This is a genomic window from Kitasatospora sp. NPDC091276 (genome assembly GCF_040684355.1).
In the GTDB taxonomy this organism is placed as follows: domain Bacteria; phylum Actinomycetota; class Actinomycetes; order Streptomycetales; family Streptomycetaceae; genus Kitasatospora.
On the sequence record NZ_JBFBFU010000021.1, the window covers coordinates 14,862 to 37,382 of the forward strand.

The window sequence follows — 22,521 nt, forward strand, 5'->3', positions numbered from 1 at the left end:
CCCGGAATCGGGTAGGCCCTCGGGAAGGGAAGCGCAGGAACGCGGGAGATCAGTCCGAGTACGCGCGCCGCAGACGCTCGTACGGCGTGGACGGCTCCGGCTCGGCGGTGTCGCGCGGGCCCGCGCCCACGTCGCCCCACGCGCCCGCCTGGCCGCTCTCGGCGGCAAGGTAGGGCTTGGCCTTGATCAGCTCATCCAGAGCGGCGGACACGGCCTTGCCGTCGATCTCGCCACCCGGGCCGGCCAGGGCCGACAGGTCGAGCAGCGCGAGCGCGTCCGAGGCATCCCGGAGCTTGCCCGCCGCAGCCGCGCGCACCTCGGCCCGGACAAGCTGCGCGGTGAACTCCTCGCGGACCTCGGCCCGCAGCGCGTCAAGGTCGGTGCCCTTCTGGGCTGCGTTGCTCCGTCGGAGTCGGGCCGCTTCCGCCTCGGCCTGCGCGGCGCGCAGCTCGGCCGCCTTGACGGCCTCGGCCTGGTCGCCGGTCGGCTCGGTGGTCTTGTCACTCTCGGTGCCCGGAGCCGGGGCGCCGGAGCCGGTAGCCGGCTCGCCCTGGCGGTCGCCCTCGGGGCCGGTCGCCGGAGTGCTCTGCGGGTCGTCTGCCATGGGTTCCCCTTACGTGATGTATCCGTGTTTCTTGAGCTGTGCTATCTCCAACTCGCGGTTTCCCTTGGCGAGTTTGAAGATGGTTTCCGGCATCAGGCGGGACTCTGTGCTCCGCTCCCGCGCGGTGGTCGTCTGACCGAACCGGACGCCGGTCTGTTTCTGGTACTCGGCGGACATAGCTTTGGAGCCGATTCCCCGCCGCGTGGTGCCCTCGGTGGTGGTCTTGAGCGCGCCCCGGACCCCGCCGGTAACGGTGCTCATTCCTCGGCGCGCGTTGATGATCTGGCCGAGATCGGCGCCCGCTTCAAGGGCTTTCACGCCCGCTTCGCCGAGTCGGCGCCGCTGTTCCTCCGGGGTCATCTCGCGGAACAGGTCTTCCGGAGTCTTGACGTTCCGGTAATCCGGCTCGGACATGGGTTCCATGCCGCAATCACACTTCGGATGCCGCTTGAACCCGGTGGAGTAGGAATACTGACGGCCCGCCAGGATGATGCACCGGGCGCACGCCGGAAGGTGGACCACCCGGACGTAGGAGATACACCGGGGGTGAGCCGCCATGGCAACCGAATTCGCGGTGCGGGCGGTGTCCGTGATGGTGGTCCCGGTCAGCATGGCCATTTGAGTCATGCCCCGCAGCGCTGCGACTTCCGCCGATTCCCCGAGGGCGAGTGACTGCGCCGTGGTAATCGCGGGCATGTAGAGCATCGTTGCGAGCGGTCGCCCATCCATGGCAATGCCCACCAGCGCCCCGGGGTCGAGCACGCCGAGCGGGGCCGCAATCGCCCCTTGCGCAGCCATCGCGCCCGACACGAAAACCTGCGCACCCTGCGCGGCCGAGAGCTGACCGGCCACCACGGCATTGAGAATCTGAGCCCCGGTCTCCCCCTGCATCGCGGACAGAATCCGGTCAGCCGGCACGTCCCGCCAAAGGCCCTGCACCGCCTCTACGACGCTACGGGAGACGTTCTGAACCTCGGTGTACCGTTCGGCTGCCAAAGTCCCGGAGGACGGCATTACGCGGCTTCCGGAACGGAATCAGCGGGCAGGGCCTCGGGCTGGTCGGGCTTGGGGCCGAACAGGGCCGCCATGTTGCCGCCGAGGATTGCCCCTGCCGCATCCGTGCGCATGGTCTTGTACCGCTCGATTTCCTCGGGCGTCACCCCGGGAATCCGCTCCCAAATCGCTTCGTCCGGCAGCCCAAGGGACTTGAGCTTGACCAGCGCATCCGAGTACTGACTATCACTGCGGAACTGCGGGTCACGCCACACCACCGAGCCCAGCAGCAGGGCCCCGGCCCGGCCTGTCTCGCCATTCGCCAGGGCCTCAAGCCGCATGATCTCGCGGAGCGCCGCGCCGAAATGCCGCTGCCTCTCCGTGACCTTTGCGACTAGGCCCGCCTCGGACGCTGCGACACCATCGGGCGAGACGTTCACAAGCTGACCCGCCAAGTAGCTAGGCGGGGTGCGCGTCTGGGCTGCGATGTGCTGCACGGCCTTGTCGATAACCCGTAGGTAGTTATCGAGATCGGCGGCCGAGAACTCCGCGATGGATGCTCCCTCCTTCTCAAGCCAAAGCAGCCTGTCAGAGCGGAACTTGTCCAGCGGCAAATCCTCCTCCCCGACCACTTCCCCGCTTTCGGGGTCCACGATTTCCCTCACGGGCCGATCCATGCCGAGCACCGCACGGGCCGGAAGGGCAAGCCCGTCCGAGGCGGTCATGAGATGCGCCCACAGCGTATTCACCGCATCCTGTAGCGGAAGCACAGTCGCAATCTCGGAACGCGGATTCCCGTGCAGCCGCGAGCGGTTCGGAAGCTCGACCAGCGGCACCACGCCGAGCGGATTCGGAATGTGGCTCGGCTCGCCTCGACCGAGCCCAGCAGTGCGCGCAGTCCATTGCCCGCCCTCGCGGGCCGGCCGCTGCCACCGATAAACGGTCTCGGGCGTGAAAAGGGTAGCGAACTCGGTATCCCAGTCACGCCACACCAACAGTCCGGCCTTACGCTTGCGGCGCATTCCCGGGACGTACTCCACGATGGCATGGGAGGCGTTCTGAAAGGTGATCTCAACCGGCATCGGCACTGTTCCAAACCAGGGCGTACGACCGCCCCGTGATCAGCGCTTCCAGCAGGGCTAGCCCCACTTCAACGTCACATTCAGAGCGGCGCCAAGCCTTACCGGCATCCTGGTCTAGCGAACCATCTTCCAGACGGAATCCGAGCGGCATAAGCCGTTCCACCGTGGCGTCAGGCACCACCGCGCACCAGTTATCCGAGAAGCCATCGAAAAGCCCGCCGCTCTGCGAGCTGAATTCCGGAGAAGCGAACAGCAACGGGCGCTTGCCCTCGTAGGCGTCGCTCCACTTCTGGGCTTCCTGCCTGCGGCGCATAAGCTTGCCGTACAGGCGTTCTGTCATCTGTAGCGGGGTCTCAACCACGCGGCCCCCTTAAGGAGAAATGGGCAGGAAAAAGGCCCCGCGGAGCTTGCATAAACTAGGCCGCGGGGCCTTATGCGCTTGCCGCTCGGGCGCGTTTCAGAGGGCGCCTGACATAGCCGTCTAGCGCCATTACAGCAGCGGCGATCCCGTCGATTCGGGCGCTCGACTTCTGCCGATCCGGCTTCACCGGGCGCATATTGTCGTTGCCGTCCCGGTACACCTCGACTACCGACGCATGCCACCTGAGAATTGGATTGCCGCCGTGCTGGATTCTGCCTTCGCGCAACAGCCGCTCCAGCTCCTTGCAGCCCGGCGACATTCCCAAGTACGTCTGAGCCACGGGCACCACATCGACGCCCCTGGTTTTCTGCTCTATTCGCTGGACAAGCTGACCGGCGAACATCCGGTCATAGCTGATCCGCTGCACGTCGAGCCGCCGACAATCCGCGATGATCTGCTTTTCAATCGCGTCATAGTCGATTGCGTCGCCCTCGGTCAGCGTCAGCAGCCCGTCACGCGCCCATTGCCTAAGCGGCACCTGTAGCTGTTGTTCGAGTTCGTCCGCGCGTTCCTCCGGCAACCAAAAGCGGCTGATCAATTCCAGCTCGACCCCGGGTTTGCGGGACTCGACAGCGAGCACCCACGCGGAAAGGTCACTGACCGCCGAAAGGTCCACCCCGCCCCACGCTCGCCGATACCGGAAACGCTGGTCGTCCACCGTGCCCGCATTCGCGTCCCACAGCGTGAGCGGGAGCCAGCGAGTAGCGGCCCGCATCCGGCGATTGAGCGACAGCCGGCAGAACGTAGGAAAGTAGCTCGGCGTGCTCCGGGCCTTGTTCGCCTCACGGCGCATATAGGCCAGGGAGGGGGACGCACCGAGACCAGGGTTAGCCTTTCTCCAAGTCTCCTCGGAATAAGGGTCGTCGCCCTCCTCGGCCGCCCAGATGACGCCATAGTGCCCCGGGTCGAAAACAACCCCGGTGGCGCACCGCTCGGTATAGACGTGTTTCTCGTCGTAAATGCTTCCCTCGGTGCCCTCATCAGCGGTCGTGATATAGACCACCAAAGGCTGATCCCGAGCACCCGTGCCGGTCTCGATCGCGTCGATTAGGTCGCGTCGTTTATGGACGTGCACCTCATCGACAATCGCGCCGCTGACATTCAACCCATGCGCGGTTTCGGCGATTTTCGACAGGGCCCGGAACACGCCACCGGTCCGAGGCACACGGATAAGTCCGCGCAGAACCTCGACCCGACCACGGACAGCGCGGGAAGTCAGCGCCATTCGCTTAGCGTCGTCAAAGACTCTTTCGGCCTGCGGCAGTGAGCCGGCCGCCGCGTACACCTCGGCACCGGTTTCCCGATCGGCGAGCAGCAGCACCAGGCCGATACCGGATGAAAGAGTGGACTTGCCGTTCTTTCTGGGAATCTCGATCCACGCCGAGCGGATCACGCGGACCGCGCGCCCCAACTCGGGGTCGTGAGCCAGCCAACCGAAGATCGGCGCAATCACCCACACGATTTGCCAGGGCGACAGGAGAAGCGGTGTGCTTCCCCAACGGCCTTTCGTGTGCTTGAACGTCTGAATAGCCGTGATCGCCCTGCGGGCGGACGCCACGTCGAAGAATGCGCCCGGGGCCTGCGATGCCTGCGCAGCGACCACCAGGGGCCGCGAGGATATCGCCTCGGCTATCTGCTCCTCGGACAGGCCGAGTTCCAACAGCGCGCCGTACGGGACAGGCAGGCTGTCAGTCGAAAACGTCTCCATCATCGCCCCCGCTGTTCTCCGGCGGGGTAATCCGCGTGGCCGAGGCGGGCGAAAGCCCGAGTTCGCCAGTCAGCGCCCGGAAGTGGCTCCGGTACTGATTGACGATCGTCACCCACGGGGATTTCACGTTCCCGCGCTCCGTCTCGACCACCAGGCCGGTACGGCTCAACTCGCGTTCCGCCTGCCAGAGACGGGCCACGGTGATGCAATATTCGATGGCGGTTTCCCGCTGCGGGTCGGTCAGACCGGCGGAGAACACCAGGGCCGGAATCGTCCGGCGCCACACGTCCGCAGCCTTGCCCCGCACGTCGTCCGCCGAGTCACCCGGCAGTAGCTCGAACCAATCCGGCTCGACCGGGACCGCCGGGGCGAACCGCGCACCCTCGGAATTCCGATCAGAACGGTAAGTCCCCTCGCGGACCGCCTGAATGTATGGCTTCGGCTTTTGCCCGGGAACAGCCACAGAAAGTCACCTCCACCAAACTAAGGGGATTAGCCATGCGAGTTTTTTCCCTCCCTGCCGATCAATGGCGGGTAGGGAGGGGAGTACCCCCCTGGTCGGGACGCGCCCTATGTCCGAATTGGCTTGGCGTTCGCCGCAGCCCAGCCACCCGGTTGCCGCTGCGCGGTCTCTCGGTTGTGACAGAGCGTGCACAACGGCCGCAGTCTGTTCGGCGCGTCCGGATCGGCTACGCCCCGAGCCACCAGGGCACGCCGAGGCTCCGGGAAGTGGTCGGCCACGGTCGAGCCGGCTCCGCACAGCACGCACCACGGGTGCCGGTACAGGTAGGCCCGCCGGATGCGCTGCCAACGGGTCGAGTAGCCACGTTCGGCAGTGCTGCCGCGCAGTGCCTCGGCTTCCCGCTCGTGAGCGGCACAGCGGCCACCACGGGCCGTCAGCTCCGGGCACCCAGGCACCGAGCACGGGGGGCGGGGTCTACGCGGCACGGGGCACCTCACTAACGCCCGTACGCGGGCACGTTGTTGGGGCGGGTTGTCAAGCAACCCGTAAAAATGCGGAACGTTCGGCGAGTTGGCCGGGGCGCGGAGAGCATGAGCACGGCGCGGGTTTGTAACAAACCACTTGACAGCCGTGCCTATATGCGGGCGACCATGGGGGCCGCCCTTCCGCACCGGAGGGGACACAATGCACAGCACCGCAGGCACGTTCGCCGCAGTACTCGGCACGCTTCTGACCGCCCATCAGTGGGCGGATCACTGCTGGCAGACAGACCACCAGGCAGCACACAAGGGCCGCCCCGAGGGGGACAGCACGACAACCCCCGCGCAGTCCTGGCGGGCCATGCTCGGCCACCTGCTGAGCTACCACGCCGTGATGGGCGGCATGCTGGCCGTGGTGGTCGTCGCCCTGGCGCTCCGCGTCACCATGGCCGGCTGCGGGGCCGGACTCGGGTTCTCGGCGCTCTCGCATGGCTTCTGGGATCGACGCTGGCCCGTGGCGCGGTTCATGATCCTCACCAACAGCCCGAAGTGGGCACGGACCGACCAGGGCCGTTACCTGGTGGACCAGGGGCAACACTGGTTCTGCCTGTGGCTCTCCGCGCTCCTGGTCGTCCTGGTCTAGAACGGGGGCGACTTCGCGCCGAAGTCCTCGCGGGTCTTGAGTCGGTGGCAGGGACGACAGAGCGGCTGCACGTTCGCGTCTACGTCCTCGCCACCGAGGGCAAGCGGGGTCACGTGGTCCACGTCCACGGCACTCGGTAGGAAGTCCAACCCGCACCGCCCGCAGCGTGCCCGACCGGCCCGCCGGAGCCGCTTGCGCAGCCTTGCCGCCGCCGAGTTGCCCCGAGCGATCACAGCCTGTCGGGCACGCCGGGCACGGACGCTCGACCGACCCTCGTACGCCTGGTGGTGCTCCGCGCACCGGCCCCGGTGGGTCGCCGGCTCCAAACAGTCGATACAGCGCACAACGCACCCCCTACGTAGGAGACTTGGACCATGACTGACGAAAACCTGGTGGTCGGCCCCGGGCAGGACCCGACCGGCGAACTGGTCACGTACGTGCGCGGAGACGACTTGGCGCCGTCGCCTGACTACGAACTCCCGCTTACCGTGCCGCTCGATACAGCGTCCGAAATCCTCGGGCTCGACCAGGCCGAGGGGCTTGCACTGGCGAACGCCGGAACCTACCCCGTGCACGCACTGCGGACCGGGAAGAACCGGTTCGTGGTCGCTGTCCCGCTGCTGATCAAAGCCCGTGGGCTCAACCAGGTACGTGACGCGCTCCGGCCCCGGGGTGAGACCTCGGACCGGTAAGTCTGTGTGGCGGGCGAACCATGTCACCCCCGCCGTGGGCACCCCGCAGCGTGCGCCGTACGGTGCCGTTCCTGGTGGTCCTGGTGGGATGGGGACCGAGCCTGTTCAACCCCTTTCGGCCCGCCCTGGCGGCCGGGGTTACTCATGGGCGGCTCGGTCCCCTCACGTTGCCTCACGACTCCGGCGGCCACCCGAGTAACGGGGGTGCGTGGTGCACGGGCAACGCTTGCTCCGAGAGCGGGCACTCAGTCCGCCGAGTGCCCCCGAGTGGGATGGGTGCGCGGTAACCCGCTCTCGGAAGTAGTGGGGAGCGGCCCTTGCCAGTCATCCGCGCTGCGGTCCACTCGGCCAGGGCTGTTCCCGGTAGTAGTGGGGAGCGGGCCTTGCCGGTGACCGCCAGGCGGTGAACTCGGCCGGTCTCTCTCCCGGTATGAGTGGGGAGCGGGCCTTGCCGAGGCCCCTCGGGCACTCGCGGCGGGTTCCTTCCCGGTATGAGTGGGGAGCGCCCCTTGCCGGGTGGCGCGGTTGTGCTGGTGACCCTGTTTCTGGTTTTTCCTAGTTTTTTCTATGTGTTCAAAAAAATAGGTACTAACCACCACCCACCACCGCCGCTGTTGGCCGGGCCCGGGTCGAGCCGGCAGAGCCGAGGCCACAGGCGCGCGTCTCCGGGCAGCAGAGAGCCCCGGCCGGTGCAGGCGGACCGACCGGGGCCGTGGGGCCCTGTAGGGCCGCTACGCGGCTGCGGGCACCTCCCACGCGGACAGTTCCTCGGCGGCCGGGTCCAGTTCGCCGGACATGGTGAAGTCCACCCGCCGGGTATCGAGCTTGCGCCACCCGCCACGAGTGCCCCGGCGGACGTTCAGGCGCACCCCGGCGTCAACGAGCATGCCGCGCCGTTCGGCCGTGTCGCCAGCCTGCCAGTCGTCGGCGAAGGTGCGCCCGGTCCCCGTGGTGATCCGCTGTGGCTCGGTCTTCTCGCGGGCCTCCAGCTCGGCAATCCGGCTGTCCAGCGCGTCATGACGCTTCTGCCACTCCTGCGCGGCGTGCTTGGACTTCTGCTGACCCTGGATTTTCAGGTGCGCGGTGAACTCGGCCACGGTCGCGTTCAACTCGGGCTCGGGGTCGTACCCGGGCACCACCACGGTTGTCCTGGTCTGGATTCCGCCGACCAGGCGCAGGAACTCGGCTATCACGTACTCATCTGCCCAGTCTCCCCGGATGTTCGCGGGGGCTTCGCACTTGTCGCCCCGGGCGTGGTAATTGCACTTGTACGTGGGCTGCTTGCCTTCCTGCTTGTTCAGGTACATGCGCCCGCCGCACGAATCGCAGTGGATGACGCGCAGCAACAGCGCTTCCGTGTCGGACCGGTCCCCGTTGTTGATGCTGCGTTCGTCCAGAACGGCGCCGATCTGGTCGAACTCCTCGCGCGTCAGAATCGGCGTCTCACTGCACATGACCGGGTTGCCCTGGTCGTCGCGCACAGGCACGCCGTCGTGCATCTTCCACCCCAGCAGAACCTCATTGCGGAGCATCCGGGTAATGACAGCCGGAGTCCACTGGAACGTTTCCCGCACGACGTGCGAGCCCTTCGCCCCACCTGTCTTGCCGCCTCGCTCGCGGCCCATCTTGTCGGCCCAGTAGTCACGCGGGCTCAGCACGCCATCGGCGTTCAGCCCCGCAGCAATGGCGGACACGGTGGCGCCCTCCAGCAGCTCACGGATGATCCGCTCAATGACCGCCACGGCATCCGGATCGGGTACCAGCGTCCAGCCCTTGCCGCCGAACTCCTCGGGCATGGGGGCGGGCATGTAGCCGTACGGCGGACGACCACCGCCGCGCCAGCGAAGCGGCATCTTGCGCATGGCGGCCTGCGCACCGCTCACGCGGTCGCTGATGGACTGCGACTCGAACTGTGCGGCGAAAGCCAGCATGAACAGTTGGAGTTCTGCCATGGGGTCCATGGGGTTGCGGAAGTCGAACACCTGCCGACCCCCGCCCAGACCCTCGGCGAAGATCAGTACCTTCCGGTGCTCCCGCGCCCAGTTGGCGAGCGCGTACATGTGCCCCATGGAGCGGATGGCACGGTCGAACCGCCAGAACACCAGCGCGTCGTACGCGCCCGGGTTACTGAGCCAGCGGAGAAGCTGCGGGCGCTCCCACGGGGACGTCTTGGACGCGCTGACGTCAAGGTCCACCGCTTCGCGCAGCGCGTCACCCTCGCCGAACGTGACCCGCAACTCTCCGGCTACGTGGTCGCACGCCTCCCGCTGGCGCTCGGGGCTGGTGGTCTCGTCCGTCAGGACGGACAGGCGGACGCACCGGACGCCCCGAAGGGTCTCGGTGAACACAGTGCCGGAGAGGGGGTTGCGCGCATCTTCCATGTCCCACTTGGGGAGCGCGCCTTGCCGCTGACCAGCTTCCGGGCCCTTGACCAGCACAGATGCCGCTGCCATCTCTCACACTCCAGAACATCCAGTTCTGTGTGTTGGGAGACCCTGAGGGCAATGAATTCTGTGTTCTCCGCAGTGCGGCCGACCGCGCGGCGATGTCCTCCTGCGGCTCCCCCGCGCAACGGCCGGCTGCCCCGCAGTAGCTGGTCACAGCCGTTCGTTGATGGCCGGGACGATGCGCCGATCTCCGGGCGGCGACGCGAAGTGCGCTGCGCTCCGGCCTCGTTGAGCGGGAACACGGCGCCGAACAGACGCATTGCACGGGGTATGAAGGCCATTGGTGTCTACGACTTCGGCGGTCCGGACGTGCTGCGCGTCCTGCGGTTGCCCGAACCTCAGGCGGGCCCCGGCGAGGTCCGTATCCGGGTGCACGCGGCGGCCGTGAACCCGACCGACATCATGCTGCGGAGCGGCGGTCACACCTCGCGCATGCCCGGGCACCGGCCCCCGTTCGTGCCCGGCATGGACGCCGCAGGCGTGATCGACCAGCTCGGCCCCGGGGCCGACGAGCGGCTTGCCGTGGGCCAACGGGTGGTCGCCATCGTGCTGTTCACCAGCGCCCACGGCGGAGCCTACGCCGAGCAGATTGTCGTACCCGCTGCCTCGGTGGTGCCGGCCCCCGAGGGGGTGGACCTCGCTGCCGCGTCCACCCTGCTCATGAACGCCATGACCGCGCGCCTCGCCCTGGACGCGCTGGCCGTACCGCCGGACGGAACCGTCGCCGTGACCGGCGCGGCCGGCGCCGTCGGCGGATACGCGGTCGAACTGGCCAAGGCCGACGGGCTGACCGTCATCGCGGACGCCGCCCCGCACGACACCGACCGGGTGCGCGGGTTCGGCGCCGACCACGTCGTCGAACGCGGACCCGAGGTCGCGGCCCGCATCCGCGCACTGGTACCCGAGGGAGTTCCCGGTCTGGTGGACGGCTCGATACAGACCACCGAGACGGTGCCCGCCATCGCCGACGGCGGAACGCTGGCCGAACTGCGGGGCTGGTCCGGCCCCGCCGAACGCGGCATCCGCGTACGCCCGGTGATGGTGACGGACGGCATCACCGACACCGAGCGGCTGAACACGCTGCGCCGCCAGGTCGAGGACGGCACCCTGACCCTGCACGTCGCCGACGTGCTGCCGGCCGAGAAGGCGGCCCAGGCCCACCGCCTGCTGGAGACCGGCGGCCTGCGCGGCCGGCTGGTACTGGACTTCTCCTGACGGCATCGCGGGGATCGCTCCCGCGGCGGCGATCACGGAACGGGCGTTGGCGGGTGCGTTGGCGGGTGCGTTGGCGGGTGCGTTGACGGGTGGTCCCGGCGGTTCTCACGTCCGGTTCAGCGCAGCGTGGCAGCGAGCGGTCCGACGGCTTCCAGCACGTGGCGGCGGAGCCACCGGGACGCGGGATCGTCGTCGAGTCGGCGGTGCCAGCGCAGTTCGATGTCGGCCGCCGGCATTTCCAGTGGCACCTTGTGCCACCGGAGGGGCACCTGTCGCTCGACGAGGTGTTCCGCCACCACCCGGGGGCCGAGGCAGATGACGTCTCCCTCCAGCGCCATCAAGGCTGCCACGGCGAAGGAGGGCACCACGGCGACGACGCGGCGGGAGCGGCCCAGGCGGTGCAAGGCCTCGTCCAACGGCCCGTGCGCGAGGCCCCGGCGGGAGGCGGAGATGTGGGGGTGGGCGCACAGGTCGTCCACCGTCAGCCGTGCGGCCTTTCCCAGATCGGAGTGTGCCGCCACCACGGCGACGAAGTGGTCGGAGAACAGCGTTCGCGCGCGCACGTCCGGAGGGGGCGGGTCGGCGACGCCGATGTCGAGGTCGAGCGAGCCGTCGCGTAGCCGATCGGGTTCCTTGGAGTCCTGGGCGACGAACCGCAGGCGGACCTCGGGTGCCTCGGCGGCGATCCGGTGGGTGAGGCGGGGCGCGAGGACGGGGCTGAGTCCGTCGTTGACCCGGATGGCGAAGGTGCGCCGCCACGATCGCGGGTCGCTTCCCGCTGCGTCCACCCGGAGTTCGGCCGCGGCCTCCAGCAGCGCCTTGACCCTGGCGGCCGACCGCTGGGCGAACGGAGTGGGTACGAGGCCCCGGCCGGCGCGCACCAGGATCTGGTCGTTCATCGCCCGTCGCAGCCGGCCCAGGGCCCTGCTGGTGGCCGGAACGGACAGATGAAGACGCATCGCGGCCGCGGACACGCTGCCGGTGTCCATCAACGCGTCGAACACGCGCAAGAGGTTGAGGTCCAACTGGTCGGCCACGGACGCCTCCTTCGTTTGCGTCTGACGCAAACTCCCTGTGCAAAGCATGCATTAGACATCGTGTCAGGAGCGTTCGAGACTGACGTCGTGGCCACCACACCCTCCGTCCCGCCCCCGAGGAGCTGCGGACATGCCGAACGACAGGCACCCTGAGAACCGGACGCCGTCCCCTACCGAAGTCACCGCATTCACCGAACCCGACGAAGCCGCCGGATGCGCCGAAGCCGCCGAAATCGCCGTAGTCGGCTGCGGGCCGGTCGGCATGACGCTCGCGGCCCTGCTGGGCAAGGCCGGGCACTCGGTCGTGGTGCTCGAACGCTACCCCGGCCTGTACGGCCTCCCGCGGGCCGCCAGCTTCGACGGCGAGATCATGCGCGCGTTCCAAGGGCTCGGACTCGTCGACGAACTGGCGCCCACCCTGCGCACACAGGACGCGTACGAGTGGCGCAACGGAGCGGGTGACCTCCTCATCCGACAGGTGTTCCGCAACGTCGGCGCCAGCGGTTGGGCCGACCTCTACCAGTTCCACCAGCCCGACCTGGAGACGGCGCTGCACTCGTTGTGCACCTCGCTGCCGAACGTCGACCTCCGTTTCGGCACGACGGTCACCGGCCTGTCCCAGGACCGTGACCAGGTCACCCTGAACACGTCGGACGGTGCGACCCTCGCGGCACGCTACGTGATCGGCTGCGACGGCGGGAACAGCTTCGTGCGGAACACCCTCGGCGTCGAGCAGGACGACCTCGGCTTCTCCGAACCCTGGCTGGTCTGCGACTTCACCCTCCGGCGCCCCGCGGCCGACCTGGGGCTGCCGTCGATGCTGCAGATCGGCGATCCCGAGGGACCGACCACCGTCATCACCACCGGTGCCGAACGCCAGCGGTTCTGCTTCCTGCTCGACGATGACGACGACTTCGGGCGGGAACGTGCGGCGGACGGCGTGTGGTCCCGCGTGGGCCGCTACCTGTCCCGCGACGACGCCGACATCGCCCGTACTGCCACCTACACCTTCCAGTCGCTGGTCGCGAGGCGTTGGCGGGACGGCCGGGCCCTGCTCGCGGGAGACGCCGCACACCAGATGCCGCCCTTTCTGGGGCAAGGGCTCTGCTCGGGGATACGGGACGCACTCAACATCGCCTTCAAGATGGATCTCGTGCTGCGCGGCATCCGGGGCGCCGAGGTGCTCGACAGCTACCAGAGCGAGCGGGAACCGCATGTGCGCGGCGTGACGGCCACGAGCATGGAACTCGGCCGCCAGCACACCCTGCGGGACCCGGTGCTCGCCCGCGAGCGCGACCGCACGCTGATGGCCCGCCGGCGCGCGCTCCGCGAGCCGGACCGGATCCGGCTGCCTGACCTCGGCCCCGGCCTGTTCGCCTCCGGCGGAGGCCGACTGTCCGTCCAGGGCCGGGTGAGCGACGGCCGACGGACGGGCCTGCTCGACGACATCGTCGGCGGAGGCTTCCGGCTGCTGGTCGCCGAACAGGCCCTCCCCCGGCTGAACCGGGCCCGGCTCAGCGACCTGGGCGTCACTGTCGTCGGCTTCGGCCCCACCCCCACAGGCGCTGCCGCCGGAGCCGTCGTCGCCGACCCGGACGGCACCCACCGTCGCTGGCTGTCCGACCTCGGCGCCGCCGCTGCCGCCGTGCGCCCCGACAACTACGTCTACGCGGCCGGGCCGGACGCGGACGCGGTGGCGAACCAGCTACTGGCCCTCCTCACCCCCGGCGCCTGAGCCCGGAACCGGCTCAGCCGACCCCCAACGCCGTGCTCCGCGCCCGGAACCGCGCCCAAGCCCACGAACCCGCGCCCACCAGCAGGGCCGCCCCCAGCGCGTACACCGGCAGCCAACGCGTCGTCGTCGCCGCCCGGCAGACGTCGACGGCCTGGCGGCTCTGCTCCCGCTGCACGTATGCCAACGCGTCACCGGCACGCCCGGCCAGGTCCCCCAGCGTGGCCTGCGTCCGCAGGACCTCGTAGCGGCCGGCCTCGACGCACCCGCTCCGCGTCCCCGGCATGGGAAACAGCCAGTCCCAGCGCTGAAGTGCGGGAGCCAGCGCCAGCGCCACGCACAGCCCCACGACCAGCGAGTACGCCACCAGGCTCCGCCCGTAGGCCACCCGCCGACCCGGCGCCGGCAGAGGCACACGGCCGAAGGACAGGACCACCGCGAGCAGCGTCACCCCGAGATAGGTGGAGAACCACTGCCATGACCCCTGCGCGAGCGAGAACGCCAGCACCACGCCGAGAGCCGTCCCCAGCACACCGGCATCACCGGCCGTCCGTCCCCCGCCCGCGCCCATGGACACGGGGCCGCGGTCACCTCCAGGGCTTCGCCCACTCACCGGCTCTCCTCGTCCGCCAACGGGGCACCAGCCTCCCGCCACCGCCTACCGCCACGGCTTGTCACCACACCGGTGGGCCCTCGGACGCCACCCGCCCGGCCCAGCCCGGGTCTACGGACGGGTCTACGGACGGGTCAGTGCCCTCACCGCTCCCGGTAGTCGACGTCGGGCAGCCGTATCCAGCTGTCGGCGGGGCCGGTGACGGCGCGGGCGTCGGCGGGGCGCAGGCCCGCGAAGGCGCAGGCCTGGGCGACGGCGTGGTGGTGGTAGAGGTAGCCGGTCAGGACCTCATCCGGGGTGGGGTTCGGGAGGAGGGCGCCACCGGGGTGGAGGTCCCAGGCTTCGACGGTGCCGTCGCGGACGATGCCGCCCTGGTTGCCGCTCTTGGGGTTGGCGTACAGGCCGTAGCCGACCGTGCCGGCGGTCAGCCGGGCCATCACTCCCGGGGTGGACGGCGTGTAGCCCAGGGCTGGGTGACGACGCATCCACCGGGCACGGTCGTGACACCGGCGATGAGCAGGCCCTCGTCCATGTCGTACTCGTTCGGGTCGTCGAGGAAGTCCTCCATGAACTCCTCGTCCAACGTCGAGCCGCGCACGGATGTCGTCGTGGTCCCGCCAGCTGTTCCAGGTCACACCGTCCCAGCCCGTCATCGCGGCCCCCGTTCGTTCGTCGTCAGCGCGGCTCTCCGCGAGCGCCACCCGTCCACACACGATTGCATACCGGTCTGACAGTCGCTGTCCGGTGCCTCCGGTAACTGCTGGGGCCGTGCCCTCCGTGACCGCCACTCGTCACCGGACAGCGCCGCGGGGCTCCCCCGGCTGCCCGACCGTCGTGCTCCGGAAAGCCGGGCCGCAGGACCGTGCCGGGAGCCCGGCGCCTTCCAGATCCCGGCTGACCGGTCGTCGACCGGGGTCAGCGGTACCAGGTGCGGACGGCGGACGCCGTCGCGCGGACGTCCGCGTCCCCGGCGCGGATGCGGGCGGCCAGGTCGGCGGCCTGCTTGGGCTCCGCGGTGACGATGACCCCGGAGGCGCTGAGGTAGGAGGCGGCCACGACAGCGGCGAAGTGCTCGTTGGCGAACTCCAGGGCCGGGACGCGGATCAGCTGGTGCATGAGGGCCGCGGCCCGCTGGTGCACCTCGCCGTACACCGGCACGTCCATGACCTCGTCGAGGTGGCGGGCGACCGCGGCGGCGAGGGTGCCGTAGTCGGTGACGTCCGGATCGGCAGGCAGGAACTGGTGGGCGATGTCAAGCAGCCACGCCCGGTCTATCTGGAGGATCACGCGGCGTCCGCCGCGGCGCCACGGGTGCTCTGCGGGTAGGGCCCGAACTCGGCCTCGAACGCCGGCGCCCACGTCGGCGCGAAGTGCGCCGCAGCTGTCAGGAACCGTTCGCGCCGCTCGTCCGCCTCCTCGGCCAGCACCTTGCGGGCGTAGTCCGTCAGGCTCAGCCCGGCGGCCTCCGCCCGCTGCTCCAGAGCCTCGTGCACGGCGTCGTCCAGTCGCACGTTCAGCTGCTTCATACCGGCGAATCGTAGTTCGGCGTACACCCCGCTACAAGTCTGAGGACGGCGTGTCGGGCAACACGGACCACCCCGGCGGACTCCTGCACGTCCTCAGCAACGAACTCGGCCGACGGCCGACGGAACCTCGGACCCGTTGGCTTTTCTCCACCAAGTCGGGAACTCGGTCGCTTGGGTCGCTTCAGTAGCTGCCCTGCCGGGGCACGTCCTGGGGCTTCGGGCCCTCCGCCGGCTCAGGCCCCCAGCGACCGAACCGGATCCGGGGCCACAAACAGGCCGTGGGTACCGGGACAGCAGGGCAACGGCACTGTCCTCGGAGGGCAGGGGCGACCCGAGCGACTCAGCGACTCAGTGCTGGAAGTGTTCAGGCACTGATCGCTCCTGCGGACATAGTCCCAGGTCACAGCATCGAAGCGACTCTCCCGGCCCTGCGGCGGAGCTACTGAAGCGACCCAAGCGACCCAAGTTGGGGACTTCCACGAGAACCTGGTCCGGCGACACGCCGGGGAACAGTGCCCGAGAGACTCAGTCGCTTTCAGTCGCTGGGGTTCAGTCGCTGGGAAAAACCCCAGGTCAGGGTAGGTTCACCCACCCCGTCAGCGACCGAAGCGACTCAAGGTCAGGTATATGAAGACATTCCCCTGTGCGTGTGCGCGTTATAGACCCGGGCTACAGTCGCTTCAGTCGCTGTTTGCTGTTAAAAGCGGCTTTGACCTGCGAAAATGCCGGGAGACCGAAACCAGCGACTGAACGGGGTCGGTCGCTGACCCGGGTTTCGGTAGCTGAGTTTCGCCGCAGGCTCCGGCAGTTCGCGTCCCCACGTCCTCGCTCGGATAGTCTGTGTGAGCTATCTTCTGGACTTCGGTCGCTTCAGTCGCTGATCCGGCGCCCGCCAGTGCCCTGACCTGGCTATTTGCCCTCAGCGACTGAACGAGCGACTCAAGTCCGAGCAGCTACCAACCATGGGGAGAGGGACCAGCGTGACGGCGCCTAAGGCCGTGGGGAGCGACCGAGCGTTTCGCCAGCCGGATGCGCTGGCCGTCGCGCGCTGGTGCGCCGTCCAGGGTTGGCCCGTCCACCCGCTCGCACCAGGCCGCAAGACCCCGCCTGCCAACTGCCAACCCTGCCAGGAGCCGGCTCACAGTCCCGCCGACTGCCCGTGCCCTGCGGCCGGTCGCTGGTGCCACGGCTTCCACGCGGCCACTCTCGACCAGGACGTCCTCACCGCTTGGTGGCGCGTCAACCCGGACTTCGGTACCGCCGTCGCCTGTGGCCCGGCGGGTCTCGTCGTCATCGACGTCGACAGCCACCCCAGCACCGTCCCCGCCCGGGACCGAATCCTGCCCGGGATTCCGATCCACGAGAACGTCAACCTCGACGGCCTCGAGAACGGCTACCACACCCTCGCTCTGCTCGCGGCCCTGCGCCAGGCTCCTGACCCTGCGACGGACACGGAGACCCTGCGCGTGCGCACCCCCTCCGGTGGGCTGCACATCTGGTACCAGGAGGACTCCCCCCGCAGGTTCGCCTGCTCCACCGGCTCCTCCAACGGCCGGGCCCTGGCCTGGCAGGTCGACGTGCGCGCCCACGGCGGATACATCGTCGCCCCCGGCACCGTGACCACCGCCGGTACCTACACCGCGCTCCCCGGGGCAAGGACCCCCGCGCCCCTGCCCCAGTGGCTCAGCGACGAACTCGTCCGCACCGGCCACCTCAAGGACCAGCCCAGCACCCCGCGCCCCTCCCAGCCGTCCGTCCCCGACCGCGGCCGCGCGGCCGTCGTCGCGGCAGGCGGCGGCAAGCGTGGGGCCGAGCGAGTCCTCGACACCGTCCTCCAGGACGTCACCGACTGCGCCACCACCCCCGAGGGGGCCGGTTTCACCGGCAAACTCAACCGTGCCGCCTACACGATGGGAGGCCTGGTCTCCGCCGGTCACCTGACCCACACCGCCGCCGAGCGGCTCCTGCTGGACGCGGCCCGCACCGCCCGCCCCAGCCAGGACAGGCAAAGCTCCGCCGTCATCCGCTCCGGCCTCGCCGCCGGCGCCCGACAGCCCCTGCACGTCGGGAAGGCACGCGGATGAACGACAGCACCCGCAAGAGGACGGTCTTCGATCCCGTGGCCACGGCCCAGCAGATCCTGGAGTACCCGCCGGTCCCCGGCCCAGCCTCCCCGCCCCCCTGGCACGGCACCCCCGTCCAGGAGAGCCTTCTCGACACCCCGTCCGCCGAACCCGCGCCGGCCCCCGAGCCGGTTCAGGAGAGCAAGCAGGCCCCGGCGGGGCCGGAGGCGAGCGCGCACGGTCTCCTGCCCGACTCGCTGTCCGACCGGGGCAACGCCAAGCTCTTCGTCCACCTCTACGGAGGCGACTACCGCCACGTCCCCGGCCTCGGCTGGTACCGCTGGGCGGCGCACCGCTGGCAGCTCGACGAGGACGACACCGTCCTGTGGGCCGCCGGCGAGATGGCCGAGAGCATCGCCACCCACGACTCCCGCGGCGTCTACACCAACACCGATCTGCGTCGGCACCGCCGCCGGGCCCTCTCCACCTCGGGCATGAACGCCATGCTCGCCCAGGCGAAGTCCGCCCCGGGCATGGTCCTCAACGCAGCCCTCCTGGACGCCGACGCCTACGCCCTGTGCACCCCCGGCGGCGTGGTCGACCTGCGCACCGGCGCCATCGTCCCGCCCGACCCGAAGGTCCACCACCACTCCCGCTCCACCACCCTGGCCCCCGCTCGGATGCGGACCCCGCGCTGGGACCGCTTCCTCACCGACACCTTCGGCGACGACAAGGAAGGCCGGCAGACCCGCGACTTCCTCCACCTGCTGCTCGGCTACTCGATCAGCGGCGACGTCGGCGCCCAGGTGATGCCGTTCCTCTACGGCCAGGGCAAGAACGGCAAGAGCGTCCTGCTGGACGTCATGATCCAGCTCCTCGGCGACTACGCGGACGCCGCCCCGCCCGGCTTCCTGATGGCCAAGACCTTCGACGGGCACCCCACCGACCTCGCCGAACTCCACGGCCGACGCATCATCGTCTGCTCCGAGCTCAAGCCCGGCGACCGCTTCGACGAGGCCCGGGTGAAGCTCCTCACCGGCGGCGACAAGATCAAGGCCCGCCGGATGCGCCAGGACTTCTTCTCCTTCGAACCGACCCACAAGCTCTGGCTGCTCGGCAACCACCGCCCCGAGGTCGGCACCGGCGGCTTCGCCTTCTGGCGCCGCATGCGCCTGATCCCGTTCGAACGGGTCGTCCCCGAGGAACGTAAGATCGACAACCTGGCCCACGTCCTCGTCGCCGAGGAGGGCCCCGGCATCCTCGCCTGGCTCATCGACGGCGCCCGCCGCTACTTCGCCGGCGAGAAGGACCTCGCCGGCCCCCAGCGCGTCCAGGTCGCCACCACCGCCTACGCCGAGACCGAGGACCACGTGGGCCGCTTCCTCAAGGAGGCCTGCATCACAGGCGAGGGCATGCGCGCCGAACAGTCCCAGCTCTTCGGCGCGTACACCCGCTGGTGCGGATTCGAAGGCGCCAATCCCGTATCCGGTCGTGCGTTCGCTGCACGAGTTCGCGAGACACTGGGTATGACCTCCCCCAAGGAGATGGTCCTGTCCAACAGTCGCAAGTACTACCCGGGCATCGGCCTGATCACCGACGACACAGAGGAGCAGAACGCGTGAGCGCGCTGATCGACCCGGCCGAGCTCGCCCACGAAACCGATCTCGTCTGGCTTGAGGACACCACCGACCTCGACTACGTGCGCCAGTCCCTGGACCGCCTCACCACCCGCCGCGGCCGCCCCGCCTACCACCGCGACGGCCGCATGGTCGGCTATGCGATCCTCGGCCCCGACGCCAGGTCCTCCCGGGCCTCCGGCACCTTCCGCCGCCGCGTCTTCTGGCTCCTGCCGCACGACCGCGACCAGGACCCCGAGGGCCTCTACTCCACCGGCGCCCCCTCCGAGGCCGTCGACCCGCGCACCGTCGCCCCCGGCGTCAAGGGGTACAAGACCGAGCGCTCCGAGGGCGGCCCGGCCTCGCCGGCGATGCTCGAACTGGGGATAACGCTTCCGAAGGCGTGACCGTATCGGCGTGGGTGCACTCGCACCCACGCCGTTCTGCTCAGACGGCTGATTTTCGTCCGGCGGTTACGGCTCGGCGTCCGGGCGGCGCTTCTCCTCGAAGAGGGCCGACTGCCCCGCCAGGAGGCTGTCCAGGAACCGGCCGTGCTGCGGGGGCGTGCGGTCCGGGTGTTCCAGGGCCGGGGTGAGGGTCTGTGGAACCTCGGTCTGCGGGTCTTCGGCCCGCGGCTTTTCGGCTTGCAGCGTTTGGATCCGTAGGGTTTCGCTCTGGAGGACTCGGGCCCGGAGGACTTGGGTCTGCGGGACCTCGACCTGGCGGACCCGCCCGGCGCCCAGGACACCGAGTGCCTCGGCGAGGCAGGTCATCGCCTGACCAGTCTCGGCCTCCCTCTCCCCCGGCCTCTCCCCCGTGCCGGTCTCGTCCTCCCCCTGGGCGCGGCCGCGCGGCGACGTACGTGCCTTCGCGGCTCTCGCTGCCTTCGCACCGCCCCGGCCGGCCATCGCCGCCCCCGTGCGCGACGCGGCGGACTCCTTCCGAAGCCGGTCGACCTCCGTCTCCAGTGCCGCCAGGCGCATCCGCAGGTCGTCGAGCTCGCTCATGCTCCCCCTCGTTCAGGACCGTCCCCGGCCTCCCACGGCCGTTGACGTGCCGCTTCAGCCTAACCGGGCGCTCCCGGGCCGTCGCCTCCGGCTACGGACTTGGCCATGGGTACGCCAGTTCGTTCGACGACCACACGTTCGTCAAGGTGACGGTACGTAGTTCGGACGCTGCCGCGATGCTGTTGCTCCGTCTCCTGGGCATCGGGAGCGGCCGCTGAAACCTCACGGCCGTCGGGGCCTCACCGGGTGGCGGCTCCGGGCAGTCCGCAGAGGTCGAGCAACTCGTGGAGGCGGTCAGCTGCCAGGTTCGGGTTGGCTGCGGCTCCTTCCGCCTGCTCCGGATCGTTCAGCAGAGCCGAGAGCAGGTCGAGAGGAAGGCACGGATTGGCTGCCGCGGCTTGACGGACGCGGGGTTCGGGGTCGGCGAGCAGATGGACGGGCGGCTGGTCCAGGCCGGCGTCGGAGGCGGCCAGGGCGCGGATGTCCGGGCCGTCGTGGTCGAGCAGGTGGTCCAGGCCGGTGCGGGGCAGGCGGGCAGCGTGAGCAGATAGGGCCGCTGGCGTGGTGCGGCGATGAAGGCGTCGAGAACGAGTGCGGGCGGTGCCAGCGGGTGGTTGAAGGACAGCAGGTGGCGCACGTCCGCGTCGGGGTCCTCGGCCAGACGGTGCACCAGCTCCGCCGACAGCAGGGGGCAGGTCGCGGCGACTCGGCGCAGCCGAGGATCCGCAGACGCGGCGCACGCCTCGTACCAGCTCGTCCCCGGCTCGATGAACATCTCGCCGACAGCGCCGATGTCGCCGGGCGTGTGGGGGTTGCGGGCAAGCGACCACAGGTCGCGCCGTTCGGCGAGGCACTGCCCGGCCACGGCGTGGGAGACGGCGTAGTTGACGAGCAGAAGATTCCGGGAGTGACAGGCGTGTTCCGGCAGCTCCGCTTCCATCGCCGCCGGGTCCAGGATCCGGAGGCGGTCACGGGCGGTCTCCGAGACGCTGGGCTCCGGGTCGGCCAGGAGCGCGTCGCGCTGGCCGGGAGTCAGCCACAGCCACAGGCTGGCGGCCTGGGCCCGAAGCACGGGGCTCGGGTGGTCGAGCATCCTACGGCGGAACGATGCACGGATCTGCCCGGAGAACGCCAGCTCCTGCCGGATCTCGTCCGCGCTGAACTACTGGTCCCGGCGGTGTTCGTCGCGGGTGGTCAGCAGGATTTCCAGGACGTCGTCGGGCAGCGGCTCGGCCCTGTTCAGACGTGGGCGCGGACCTGCGGCAAGGTCTGCGCGGACGAAGGCATCGGGGTCGTCGACCAGTCGGCCGCGCTGTTCGGGAGCGGCGTGCCGGTTGCGGGCGAAGGCGCGGCGGACCGTCTGCTCAGGGTGTGCGAGCACCGCCTCGACAGGGTTCGCCGAACCTGACGGCCCACCGAGCCGAAGCTGCCGACTTTGATCGACCATTTGCTGCCTCCAGAATTTTCTGCGGAAAATTCAGGAGGCGGTGAGCGAGTGGGGCCGACGCGTCATCTGGATTGGGCTGCCGCTCCCCCGCTGGCTCAGCTATCCCTCGAATTTTCTGCGGAAAATTCTGCGCCTTCGGACTGGGCGCTGCGGAAGCGGCGGCCCGCTGGCGGACCTTCGGTCGTGCTTGGGCCGCAGTGGATCAGGTCGACTGATACGGCCTGGGGCGGTCGTTCTCGACGTCGCGGGCGAGGCGGGGGCTCGCGGTGAGCCGGGTTCTCCGCGACTCCCCCGCGATCCTCCCCCGGTTCGGGCCGCGCTGTGCCGTCGCTTGCTACCGGTGCAGACGGTATGTCAGCTGAGCAACCGGCGGGCCGTCCCGGTGTCCTTTCTGAGGTCCGTCGAATTTTCTGCGGAAAATTTGGCGGCGTGGTTCAGCACTCCGGCTGTCTGGATCCATGGCGGTCTGAAGGGATCGGCGCTCAGCCGGCTGGCGAACGATCCTGCGGGCGAGCCAGGGCGGAGCGCGTCGGTCCATTCCGGCTGAGGGTTCCAGCATCGGCTTGCGGTTGTGGTGGGGCTCAGCGGTGGGTGGGGGAGCTGTCGAAGCTGTCGGTTTGGCGGGGGAGGAAGCGGGATTCTGTCCCGACCTGGACGGGCGTGGTTGAGGATGGATGGTCGTCATCCTGGCAGCGCCCGCCGTCGTCGCCTACCAGAACCAGTGCGGTGGGCG

General features: G+C 69.5%; 25 protein-coding genes. 7 read left to right on the forward strand and 18 right to left on the reverse strand.

Annotated features, from left to right (window positions below; all coding sequences use genetic code 11):
• Positions 1 to 49: 49 nt before the first annotated feature.
• The 6 genes from AB0O19_RS25145 to AB0O19_RS25170 all read right to left on the reverse strand — a co-directional run bounded on the left by AB0O19_RS25145 (position 50) and on the right by AB0O19_RS25170 (position 5,271).
• Positions 50 to 604 (reverse strand): hypothetical protein, encoded by a 555-nt coding sequence (locus AB0O19_RS25145; RefSeq protein WP_363622543.1) that lies wholly within the window; start codon positions 602 to 604, stop codon positions 50 to 52.
• Between the two features lie 9 nt (positions 605 to 613).
• Positions 614 to 1,495: a hypothetical protein gene (locus tag AB0O19_RS25150; RefSeq protein WP_363622545.1), complete on the reverse strand. Its 882-nt coding sequence runs from the start codon at positions 1,493 to 1,495 to the stop codon at positions 614 to 616.
• Positions 1,496 to 1,617: 122 nt separating this feature from the next.
• A complete protein-coding gene (locus AB0O19_RS25155; RefSeq protein ID WP_363622547.1) occupies positions 1,618 to 2,679 on the reverse strand; it encodes a phage portal protein in 1,062 nt (353 codons plus the stop codon).
• Entirely contained in the window at positions 2,669 to 3,040 is a 372-nt protein-coding gene (locus AB0O19_RS25160) for a hypothetical protein (RefSeq protein WP_363622549.1), read from the reverse strand. The genes AB0O19_RS25155 and AB0O19_RS25160 overlap by 11 nt, the downstream gene beginning before the upstream one ends.
• Before the next feature lie 70 nt (positions 3,041 to 3,110).
• Positions 3,111 to 4,811: a terminase TerL endonuclease subunit gene (locus AB0O19_RS25165; RefSeq protein ID WP_363622551.1), complete on the reverse strand. Its 1,701-nt coding sequence runs from the start codon at positions 4,809 to 4,811 to the stop codon at positions 3,111 to 3,113.
• The gene (locus AB0O19_RS25170) at positions 4,789 to 5,271 is read right to left on the reverse strand and encodes a P27 family phage terminase small subunit (RefSeq protein WP_363622553.1); all 483 of its coding nucleotides are present in this window, start codon (positions 5,269 to 5,271) and stop codon (positions 4,789 to 4,791) included. The genes AB0O19_RS25165 and AB0O19_RS25170 overlap by 23 nt, the downstream gene beginning before the upstream one ends.
• A 684-nt stretch (positions 5,272 to 5,955) precedes the next feature.
• Here AB0O19_RS25170 and AB0O19_RS25175 point away from each other — a divergent pair.
• A complete protein-coding gene (locus AB0O19_RS25175; protein ID WP_363622555.1) occupies positions 5,956 to 6,393 on the forward strand; it encodes a hypothetical protein in 438 nt (145 codons plus the stop codon).
• Here the strand turns inward: AB0O19_RS25175 and AB0O19_RS25180 are convergent.
• Positions 6,390 to 6,737 (reverse strand): HNH endonuclease signature motif containing protein, encoded by a 348-nt coding sequence (locus tag AB0O19_RS25180; RefSeq protein ID WP_363622557.1) that lies wholly within the window; start codon positions 6,735 to 6,737, stop codon positions 6,390 to 6,392. The genes AB0O19_RS25175 and AB0O19_RS25180 overlap by 4 nt on opposite strands.
• Positions 6,738 to 6,767: 30 nt before the next feature.
• On the opposite strand from AB0O19_RS25180, the gene AB0O19_RS25185 reads away from it, so the two are divergent.
• Positions 6,768 to 7,085: a hypothetical protein gene (locus tag AB0O19_RS25185; RefSeq protein WP_363622558.1), complete on the forward strand. Its 318-nt coding sequence runs from the start codon at positions 6,768 to 6,770 to the stop codon at positions 7,083 to 7,085.
• A 731-nt stretch (positions 7,086 to 7,816) separates the two neighbouring features.
• Here the strand turns inward: AB0O19_RS25185 and AB0O19_RS25190 are convergent.
• Positions 7,817 to 9,538, reverse strand: coding sequence for a recombinase family protein (locus AB0O19_RS25190; RefSeq protein WP_363622560.1), 1,722 nt, complete (start codon positions 9,536 to 9,538; stop codon positions 7,817 to 7,819).
• 264 nt (positions 9,539 to 9,802) lie between these two features.
• On the opposite strand from AB0O19_RS25190, the gene AB0O19_RS25195 reads away from it, so the two are divergent.
• Positions 9,803 to 10,747, forward strand: a complete 945-nt coding sequence (locus AB0O19_RS25195) for an NADP-dependent oxidoreductase (RefSeq protein ID WP_363622562.1) — start codon at positions 9,803 to 9,805, stop codon at positions 10,745 to 10,747.
• A 116-nt stretch (positions 10,748 to 10,863) separates the two neighbouring features.
• Here AB0O19_RS25195 and AB0O19_RS25200 read toward each other — a convergent pair whose 3' ends face one another.
• Positions 10,864 to 11,784, reverse strand: a complete 921-nt coding sequence (locus AB0O19_RS25200; protein WP_363622564.1) for a LysR family transcriptional regulator — start codon at positions 11,782 to 11,784, stop codon at positions 10,864 to 10,866.
• A gap of 130 nt (positions 11,785 to 11,914) precedes the next feature.
• On the opposite strand from AB0O19_RS25200, the gene AB0O19_RS25205 reads away from it, so the two are divergent.
• A complete protein-coding gene (locus tag AB0O19_RS25205) occupies positions 11,915 to 13,519 on the forward strand; it encodes a bifunctional 3-(3-hydroxy-phenyl)propionate/3-hydroxycinnamic acid hydroxylase (protein WP_363622566.1) in 1,605 nt (534 codons plus the stop codon).
• A gap of 13 nt (positions 13,520 to 13,532) precedes the next feature.
• Here AB0O19_RS25205 and AB0O19_RS25210 read toward each other — a convergent pair whose 3' ends face one another.
• The 5 genes from AB0O19_RS25210 to AB0O19_RS25230 form a co-directional block, all read right to left on the reverse strand.
• Positions 13,533 to 14,087, reverse strand: a complete 555-nt coding sequence (locus AB0O19_RS25210; protein WP_363622769.1) for a hypothetical protein — start codon at positions 14,085 to 14,087, stop codon at positions 13,533 to 13,535.
• Positions 14,088 to 14,272: 185 nt separating this feature from the next.
• Positions 14,273 to 14,614 carry a hypothetical protein gene (locus AB0O19_RS25215; protein ID WP_363622568.1) on the reverse strand — a complete coding sequence of 114 codons (342 nt, stop codon included), beginning with the start codon at positions 14,612 to 14,614 and terminating at the stop codon, positions 14,273 to 14,275.
• The gene (locus AB0O19_RS25220; RefSeq protein WP_363622570.1) at positions 14,566 to 14,727 is read right to left on the reverse strand and encodes a hypothetical protein; all 162 of its coding nucleotides are present in this window, start codon (positions 14,725 to 14,727) and stop codon (positions 14,566 to 14,568) included. The genes AB0O19_RS25215 and AB0O19_RS25220 overlap by 49 nt, the downstream gene beginning before the upstream one ends.
• A gap of 317 nt (positions 14,728 to 15,044) precedes the next feature.
• A complete protein-coding gene (locus tag AB0O19_RS25225; protein WP_363622572.1) occupies positions 15,045 to 15,416 on the reverse strand; it encodes a fic family toxin-antitoxin system, toxin component in 372 nt (123 codons plus the stop codon).
• Positions 15,413 to 15,655 carry a toxin-antitoxin system HicB family antitoxin gene (locus tag AB0O19_RS25230; protein WP_063352545.1) on the reverse strand — a complete coding sequence of 81 codons (243 nt, stop codon included), beginning with the start codon at positions 15,653 to 15,655 and terminating at the stop codon, positions 15,413 to 15,415. The genes AB0O19_RS25225 and AB0O19_RS25230 overlap by 4 nt, the downstream gene beginning before the upstream one ends.
• 998 nt (positions 15,656 to 16,653) lie before the next feature.
• Between AB0O19_RS25230 and AB0O19_RS25235 the strand changes: the two genes are divergently transcribed.
• The 3 genes from AB0O19_RS25235 to AB0O19_RS25245 are packed head-to-tail and all read left to right on the forward strand — an operon-like array spanning position 16,654 to position 19,741.
• On the forward strand, positions 16,654 to 17,739 hold the full coding sequence (locus tag AB0O19_RS25235; RefSeq protein ID WP_363622574.1) for a bifunctional DNA primase/polymerase: 1,086 nt from the start codon (positions 16,654 to 16,656) through the stop codon (positions 17,737 to 17,739).
• Positions 17,736 to 19,340, forward strand: coding sequence for a phage/plasmid primase, P4 family (locus AB0O19_RS25240; RefSeq protein WP_363584263.1), 1,605 nt, complete (start codon positions 17,736 to 17,738; stop codon positions 19,338 to 19,340). The genes AB0O19_RS25235 and AB0O19_RS25240 overlap by 4 nt, the downstream gene beginning before the upstream one ends.
• Positions 19,337 to 19,741 (forward strand): DUF6009 family protein, encoded by a 405-nt coding sequence (locus AB0O19_RS25245; protein WP_063352543.1) that lies wholly within the window; start codon positions 19,337 to 19,339, stop codon positions 19,739 to 19,741. Before AB0O19_RS25240 ends, AB0O19_RS25245 begins: the two co-directional genes overlap by 4 nt.
• Before the next feature lie 66 nt (positions 19,742 to 19,807).
• On the opposite strand, the gene AB0O19_RS25250 is transcribed toward AB0O19_RS25245, so the two are convergent.
• From AB0O19_RS25250 to AB0O19_RS25265, 4 genes are all read right to left on the reverse strand, one after another.
• Positions 19,808 to 20,341 carry a hypothetical protein gene (locus tag AB0O19_RS25250; RefSeq protein WP_363622576.1) on the reverse strand — a complete coding sequence of 178 codons (534 nt, stop codon included), beginning with the start codon at positions 20,339 to 20,341 and terminating at the stop codon, positions 19,808 to 19,810.
• Positions 20,342 to 20,580: 239 nt separating this feature from the next.
• Positions 20,581 to 20,772 carry a hypothetical protein gene (locus AB0O19_RS25255; RefSeq protein WP_363622771.1) on the reverse strand — a complete coding sequence of 64 codons (192 nt, stop codon included), beginning with the start codon at positions 20,770 to 20,772 and terminating at the stop codon, positions 20,581 to 20,583.
• Positions 20,688 to 21,434 (reverse strand): hypothetical protein, encoded by a 747-nt coding sequence (locus AB0O19_RS25260; RefSeq protein ID WP_363622783.1) that lies wholly within the window; start codon positions 21,432 to 21,434, stop codon positions 20,688 to 20,690. Before AB0O19_RS25260 ends, AB0O19_RS25255 begins: the two co-directional genes overlap by 85 nt.
• A 69-nt stretch (positions 21,435 to 21,503) precedes the next feature.
• Positions 21,504 to 21,722, reverse strand: a complete 219-nt coding sequence (locus tag AB0O19_RS25265) for a hypothetical protein (RefSeq protein ID WP_363622577.1) — start codon at positions 21,720 to 21,722, stop codon at positions 21,504 to 21,506.
• Positions 21,723 to 22,521 lie beyond the last annotated feature (799 nt).